Genomic DNA, 7,181 nt, shown 5'->3' with positions numbered 1-7,181 from the left:
GGTGCTGTCGCAAAATGGGCTTGAGGGTTTTGAGAGATGTTTCTTTAAAACACGCATGTGAATTGGCAACCCAAGTGTTTTTGATTTGAATGTATTTGGGATTTGAGCGTGTTTGAGATTTGAATGTGTTTGGTTTGGAGCGTTGTCGTATGACATGAGGGGCGTGATCCCAAAAAGGTCCGTGAGAAATACAAGCATGAGGCAATGCGTAATCTCCTCTCTTTAAAAGACAGGAGTTTTAGAGGCTTAAAAGATAGGGCTTTAGAGGTTTTTGAAAGTCGTAAATCAGAGGGAAATGGTAAGGTTGGAAACTGGTTTTTGCCTTGACAATTTCATATTCTCCCCAAATGAAGCTGTCTCTCCGTTACAGAAATTATATAAACAGAGAACCGCAATATCCTCTCTCTACTTTGGTATACAATAGCTGTAAAACACTGTCATTTGAAGTGTGGTCATATAGGGTCTGTAAACTTCCTTGAAACGTTACAGTATTTTTTTCAGTGTGTGTTGGATATTCTTAAGTTTGTTTTTTTGCTTTAGGTTTAAGGGCATTCCACGGGGAGGTGCCAAGAGGAGCCCGCCCCAAGAGTCCCCAAGAGTTGTTGTGTTCTTACAAACGGATATGATTTTAGAAATGGGTTTTTAGAATCTTGATCCTTCGAGAGTGGGGAGGCCAAGTTAACATCACCTTATAAAACTGCAATTGATGCACAATATCCATAGTTATTTTAAAGCAATATCTCTTAATAACTGCTCTCATTTATTTTATGATGGCGTATTTTACGATGGCGCCCAGTGGTATGATGGTAAAGCTTTTATATTCCAAATGCATTACATGGAAGGGTGAGAGGATAGGAGCTTGCTTTAAAAGAGGAGAGGCTTTATTGTTTCATGACTATTTGTTTACAGTTTAGTCCTAGTTTTTAGAATCTAGGTCTTTTTAGGGGGGAAAGAGGCATAAAAAAAACCCCGTTTTTAACAGGGGTTTTTAATAGTTCAATTTTTCTACAAAACTTAGAATTTATAAGCGATACCAAAGCGAAAATCATGCGTTTGAGAAGAGATTTTAAGGTCATCGTTTGCAAATTTCTTTTTAAAAAAATCTGAATAACGATATTCTGTACGCATGATGATATTATCTGTCATTGCAAGGTCAAAACCACCACCAATAGTGTAACCAAGCATTGTTTTTGTCTTATCTAACACATCGCCAGAAGCAAAAATTGTCGAATCTTCTTGCGATTTTGATAAAAGTGACATAATATATTGCATTTGTGTATAGGCTACACCCCCTGCAATATAAGGCATAAGGCGATGGGAAGCAAAACCAATACGCGCACGCGCAGCACCAGACCATTTTTCTTTCAATGTTACACTGCTGACAACAATGTCACCATAGTTGGGGATTGTTTCATCCTGAGCTGCAGGTTTTATGATAGGAATCCCAGCTTCTTTAAAGGCAATGTTAATGGAGTCTAATTCATTTAGAATTTTCTTTCCATTGTCTGTTTGGGTGCTTTTCTTCCCAGACCAGACTATGTCCGTATCAAAACCGAAAACAAGGTCATCTCCCAGATCAATATTAGAACCTGCATACAAACCTGCTCTCAATCCTGATGGTTTCGGTGATAAGTTTCTATCAACCCAAGCCCATTTTCCATCCCTGGCTTCTTGTGCGTAATCTAGAGTATTTTTACTGGAAAAATATCCAATTTGTCCTCCAACATAAAAACCAGACCAAGAAAAAGGTGCAGAAACAGTAACCGGTGAGATACGTGACGATGAATCATTTTGCAATGAAACCTTCGGTTTTGATTGCTCAAAGATTACCGTATCTGCTGCTTGCGCTGTTGAAGCGGTAATGAAAGTGAAAATAGATAGTGCAATTAAACATTTTGTTTTCATAAAAACGTCCCCAGTTTATTTCGAATACAAAGTGTATTATATACAAATTGGTTAAAGAAATCTATATTTAATATCATTATGAAAATTAAAATACTCAAAAAATATATAATTACCCATATTTAAGCGTTCTTAAAACTTTCTTTCATGCTATTATCCCGCTTTTGTATTGATTTTTCAGTATTTTTTATATACGCCTCTTCAGAGTTCTCTGTGTTTTAGAAAAAATTATAGTATGTTAAACAGGCTTTTTATTTGTTTAAAAAATATTATTTTATATATATTAAAAGCACTCTTTGTTATTAAGTATTAAGTATATTATCCTCTATGATTGATATCAAAGTGCTTAATATTCAATTAGTGGCAAAATGCGTATTGGCACTATCATATTCTTTTCTCGTTTCTGATATTGCGTAGCTTTGTATTGCGATAGCCTTTTGAGCACTTGAGAGGATGAGCGACTTTATTTCTTTATTTCTTTTTTTATCTATATGCCACTTTTGCTTATGACAATCCAAGCGAATAGTTTTTATTGCTTGAATGGAATACGAAGAATAAGAAGGAGAAAAGTGCGAGAATTTAAAGTTTCATGAGGTTTCTCATGCACCATGTAAAACGATAAATTCTCCTTTTCCTTCGCTTAAAGCCGGAACGTGGATGAGAGCCTAAAAACTGAATGTCGTTGGTGATTTTTAAGAGATTAACTTTAAAGAGATTAGTGCGTACACTTAGGTTTTTACGGAAATGGGTGAGGGCGCTATGATGGGTAAATGCCTCAAATTTCTTGCGAGTTGTCAAGGATATCCCCGTCAGAGAGCTGCTTGTTTCAGCAAAGTCCAAAACCTTTCGGTGCATTGAGTTTTTTTCCAACAGCTGTTCCTCTATTGAGCACTTCTATCTTCACGCTTTATAAAAATGCTCCCAGACCCACTTCACGATGGTGGCTCGTGAATGGTATAACGATAAAGCCATTGAGCACCCTATCTTTACGCTTCATAAAGAAGCAAGCCGGCATCATCATTATATTTGCCAGCCCGTGGCTGTTGTGACAGACTTCTCCACAATGTTGTGACAGCCCTTGGCAGTTGAGGCGGTTCATTAGAGGCGTGTTTAGTCCTTTCTTATCTTATACAATTTCTATCCACACATTCACTTCGCCACACATTTATCTCGCTTGTGATGTGCAAGTGAGTGATTTTGATTGATTCAACATAGGACAGATTTAAAACGGGAAAATCCTATGGTATTGAGGATTCTCATTCAATATGGATAACGCTAGATTGTCGTTATAAATAAACACATTATCTGATTGAGACAAGAGTAGAAATGTGGACCAGAGCCTAAAATGAAGCTGTGGGTAATCGTTATCGGTCATCATCGGGGTGTGTGCTTACACCCCGATCTTTTGACAGAAAGATTTGTTTTAAGACGTTTACATCTTTTTTAGTGGGTTGTTTATTGGGGAGCAATCATCTTTTTGGGATCAACTAATCGGTCATAATCCTCTATAGAAACGCCAGCTTTTAATGCTTCGGTGCGCAAAGTTGTATCGTGTTTATGCGCTGCTTTGGCAATTTCAGCAGCTTTTTCATAGCCAATTTCTGGTGCAAGAGCTGTGACTAACATGAGTGAGCGCTCCATGAGCGAGTGAATATGAACGCGATTGGCTCGTAATCCTTGAATGCAATGCATATCGAAAGAGCGCATGCAATCACCAAGAAGGGTAATTGATTGTAAAACGTTATAGCCAATAACAGGTTTATAAACGTTGAGTTCAAAATGTCCTTGACTTGCGGCAAAGGTTACGCTGGTGTGATTACCAAAAACTTGACATGCGACCATGGTTAAGGCTTCACATTGCGTGGGGTTAACTTTGCCGGGCATAATAGAAGATCCGGGTTCATTTTCAGGAAGACTGAGTTCCCCTAAACCGGAACGTGGACCAGAGCCTAAAAACCGAATGTCATTTGCAATTTTAAACAGATCAGCAGCGAGAGCATTCAAGCTTCCGTGGAAATGCGCAAGGGCGCCATGATGGGCGAGTGCTTCAAATTTATTGCTGGCAGTTTGGAACGTTATTCCTGTGAAAGCGCTCACTGTTTTTGCAAAAGCAATGTCAAAACCTTTTGGTGCATTCAGCCCTGTGCCAACAGCTGTGCCACCTTGAGCAAGCATGTGGACATCGGTTAGAGCATTTTCAATGCGCTGAAGATTGGCTTCTAATGCGGCACGATAGCCTGAAAATTCTTGCCCTAGGGTTAAAGGCGTTGCATCTTGGGTATGGGTGCGTCCGATTTTAATGATGTCTGCAAATTCTTGCTCTTTTTGTTTTAATGTAGCAATAAGAGCTTCAAGAATTGGCAGTAAGTGTTGGCGTGTTTGCAACGTGGTGGCAATGTGAAGCGCTGTGGGAAAGGAATCGTTCGATGATTGACTCATATTGACATGGTCATTGGGATGAACTGGTTTTTTGCTTCCAAGTTTTCCTCCCAAAATCTTACTGGCACGATTAGCAATGACTTCATTGACATTCATATTGCTTTGTGTGCCAGAACCTGTTTGCCAAACGGAGAGTGGAAAATGCGTATCAAAATCGCCGGCAAGCACTTCATCGGCGGCGGCAATAATTGCTTTTCCAATATTTTCTGGTAGTTTTCCTTTGTCCATATTTACAACAGCTGCAGCCTTTTTGATAAGGGCTAAGGCATAGATGATGGCAAGAGGCTGCTTTTCACTACCAATATTAAAATTATGCAGAGAACGTTCAGTTTGTGCGCCCCAATAACGATCTTGACGTACCGCAATCGTTCCAAAGCTATCCGTTTCCTGACGTGTTTCAACCATGATAAGATCCTTTTTTGTTCACGGGTTCTCAAAAAGATAGATAACGCGAAAGTGCAATAAGAGGCAAGACTTTGAAGCTTCATTTAGAGAAATTATTTTTATGGCTATTCTTGACATTAAGAGATGCCGATTTTATATCTAACTCATACTAGCACTCTCAAGCTATGAGTGCTAGCAAGAACTTTTAAGATTAATGCAATTATGTTCAGTTTTAAGGATTTAAAACATGGCTAATATACAATTCCGCCCACTTCACGATCGTGTCGTTGTCCGTCGGGTTGAATCTGAAAATAAAACGGCTGGTGGGATTATCATCCCTGATACAGCAAAAGAAAAACCCCAAGAAGGCGAAGTGATTGCTGTTGGCAATGGCGCTCTCGATGATAACGGAAAGCGCGTGCCTTTAGAAGTTAAAACAGGAGACCGTATCCTCTTTGGAAAATGGTCTGGAACTGAAGTCAAGATTAATGGGGAAGATCTCCTCATCATGAAAGAATCTGACATTATGGGAATTATGGGCTAATTGAAGCACTTAGTTTTTCATTGTGTACTATTTTGAGAAAACTCCAAGGAGAAATTAAATGGCTGCTAAAGAAGTCAAATTTGGCCGTGAAGCGCGTGAGCGTTTGTTGCGCGGTGTCGACATCCTTGCTAATGCTGTTAAGGTGACACTCGGCCCTAAAGGTCGTAATGTGGTGATTGATAAATCATTCGGTGCGCCTCGCATCACAAAAGATGGTGTATCCGTTGCAAAGGAAATTGAACTTGAAGATAAGTTCGAAAACATGGGTGCACAAATGTTGCGCGAAGTTGCTTCTAAAACCAATGATATCGCTGGTGATGGAACAACAACAGCAACTGTTTTAGGACAAGCTATTGTGCAAGAAGGCGTTAAAGCTGTTGCTGCGGGCATGAACCCAATGGATCTTAAACGCGGGATTGATGCTGCTGTGGATGAAGTGGTGGCAAACCTCTTCAAAAAAGCAAAAAAAATCCAAACTTCAGCAGAAATTGCACAAGTAGGAACCATTTCTGCTAATGGCGCTGCTGAAATCGGTAAAATGATCGCTGATGCTATGGAAAAAGTGGGCAATGAAGGCGTCATTACCGTGGAAGAAGCTAAAACCGCTGAAACGGAATTAGAAGTCGTTGAAGGTATGCAATTTGACCGTGGGTATCTTTCCCCTTATTTTGTCACAAATGCTGAGAAAATGGTCGCTGACCTTGATGATCCTTACATTCTCATTCACGAAAAGAAATTGTCTAATTTGCAATCTCTTCTTCCTGTGCTTGAAGCTGTTGTGCAATCTGGAAAACCACTTCTCATTATCGCTGAAGATGTGGAAGGTGAAGCTTTGGCAACGCTCGTGGTTAACAAGTTGCGTGGTGGTTTGAAAATTGCTGCTGTAAAAGCACCAGGATTTGGTGATCGCCGTAAAGCAATGTTAGAGGATATCGCAATCTTAACATCCGGACAGGTTATTTCTGAAGATGTGGGCATTAAACTTGAAAATGTCACTTTGGATATGCTTGGACGTGCAAAGAAAGTGAATATTTCTAAAGAAAACACCACCATTATTGATGGTGCTGGACAAAAGAGCGAAATTACTGCTCGCGTTAATCAAATCAAGGCTCAGATCGAAGAAACAACTTCTGACTATGACCGTGAAAAATTGCAAGAAAGACTTGCTAAACTCGCTGGTGGTGTTGCTGTTATCCGTGTGGGTGGTGCAACAGAAGTTGAAGTGAAAGAAAAGAAAGACCGTGTTGATGATGCTTTGAATGCAACACGTGCTGCTGTTGAAGAAGGTATTGTTGCTGGTGGTGGTACCGCATTGTTGCGTGCAGCAAATGCGTTGACCGTTAAGGGAAGTAATCCTGACCAAGAAGCTGGTATTCATATCGTTCGTCGTGCTCTCCAAGCGCCAGCACGTCAAATCGCAACCAATGCCGGTGAAGAAGCCGCGATTATTGTGGGCAAAGTGTTGGAAAATAATGCTGACACTTATGGTTACAATACCGCCACGGGTGAATTTGGTGATTTGATTGCTTTGGGAATTGTTGATCCAGTGAAAGTTGTGCGTTCTGCTCTCCAGAATGCGGCTTCAATTGCTAGCCTTCTAATTACAACAGAAGCAATGGTTGCTGAAGTTCCAAAGAAAGATACACCAATGCCTCCAATGCTTAGGTGGCGGAATGGGTGGAATGGGCGGAATGGATTTCTAAGCTCTTATTCCATAGAAGTAATAAAGAAACGGGCCTTCTGTGCCCGTTTTTTTTAATGCTTTTTCACGTTTTGCAACCGGTGAATTTGGTGATTTGATTGCTTTCAAGAATTGTTGATCCAGTGAAAGTTTTTGCGTTCTGCTCTCCAGAATGCGGCTTCAATTGCTAGCCTTCTAATTACAACAGAAGCAATGGTTGCTGAAGTTCCA

5 protein-coding genes and 2 pseudogenes are annotated in these 7,181 nt (G+C 40.1%); 3 read left to right on the top strand and 4 right to left on the bottom strand.

Translation table 11 applies throughout. The features are described 5' to 3' along the window. The coding region (locus ACFIJK_RS03230) for a hypothetical protein (protein ID WP_375626460.1) at positions 1–205 on the bottom strand (205 nt) is incomplete at its 3' end. Here ACFIJK_RS03230 and ACFIJK_RS03225 point away from each other — a divergent pair. Beyond that, positions 205–327, top strand: coding sequence for a hypothetical protein (locus ACFIJK_RS03225; RefSeq protein WP_375626458.1), 123 nt, complete (start codon positions 205–207; stop codon positions 325–327). The two genes, ACFIJK_RS03230 and ACFIJK_RS03225, sit on opposite strands and share 1 nt — an antisense overlap. A 687-nt stretch (positions 328–1,014) precedes the next feature. Here the strand turns inward: ACFIJK_RS03225 and ACFIJK_RS03220 are convergent. The 3 genes and pseudogenes from ACFIJK_RS03220 to fumC (ACFIJK_RS03210) all read right to left on the bottom strand — a co-directional run bounded on the left by ACFIJK_RS03220 (position 1,015) and on the right by fumC (ACFIJK_RS03210) (position 4,746). Continuing rightward, the gene (locus ACFIJK_RS03220) at positions 1,015–1,905 is read right to left on the bottom strand and encodes an outer membrane protein (RefSeq protein WP_375626456.1); all 891 of its coding nucleotides are present in this window, start codon (positions 1,903–1,905) and stop codon (positions 1,015–1,017) included. A gap of 642 nt (positions 1,906–2,547) precedes the next feature. Further along, positions 2,548–2,782: pseudogene (fumC, locus tag ACFIJK_RS03215) on the bottom strand (class II fumarate hydratase); the annotation flags it as partial. 575 nt (positions 2,783–3,357) lie between these two features. Continuing rightward, complete coding sequence (gene fumC, locus ACFIJK_RS03210) at positions 3,358–4,746, bottom strand: class II fumarate hydratase (RefSeq protein ID WP_375626454.1); 1,389 nt, start codon at positions 4,744–4,746, stop codon at positions 3,358–3,360. A gap of 226 nt (positions 4,747–4,972) precedes the next feature. On the opposite strand from fumC (ACFIJK_RS03210), the gene groES reads away from it, so the two are divergent. Further along, positions 4,973–5,269, top strand: coding sequence for a co-chaperone GroES (gene groES / locus ACFIJK_RS03205; RefSeq protein ID WP_005774667.1), 297 nt, complete (start codon positions 4,973–4,975; stop codon positions 5,267–5,269). A 58-nt stretch (positions 5,270–5,327) separates the two neighbouring features. Then, a pseudogene (groL, locus tag ACFIJK_RS03200) lies at positions 5,328–6,972 on the top strand (chaperonin GroEL). The last annotated feature ends 209 nt before the right edge of the window (positions 6,973–7,181 follow it).

This window comes from Bartonella sp. PS17NMGDW, from assembly GCF_042193555.1.
Lineage (GTDB): Bacteria > Pseudomonadota > Alphaproteobacteria > Rhizobiales > Rhizobiaceae > Bartonella > Bartonella grahamii.
This window is presented reverse-complemented; position numbering and strand designations above follow the sequence as displayed.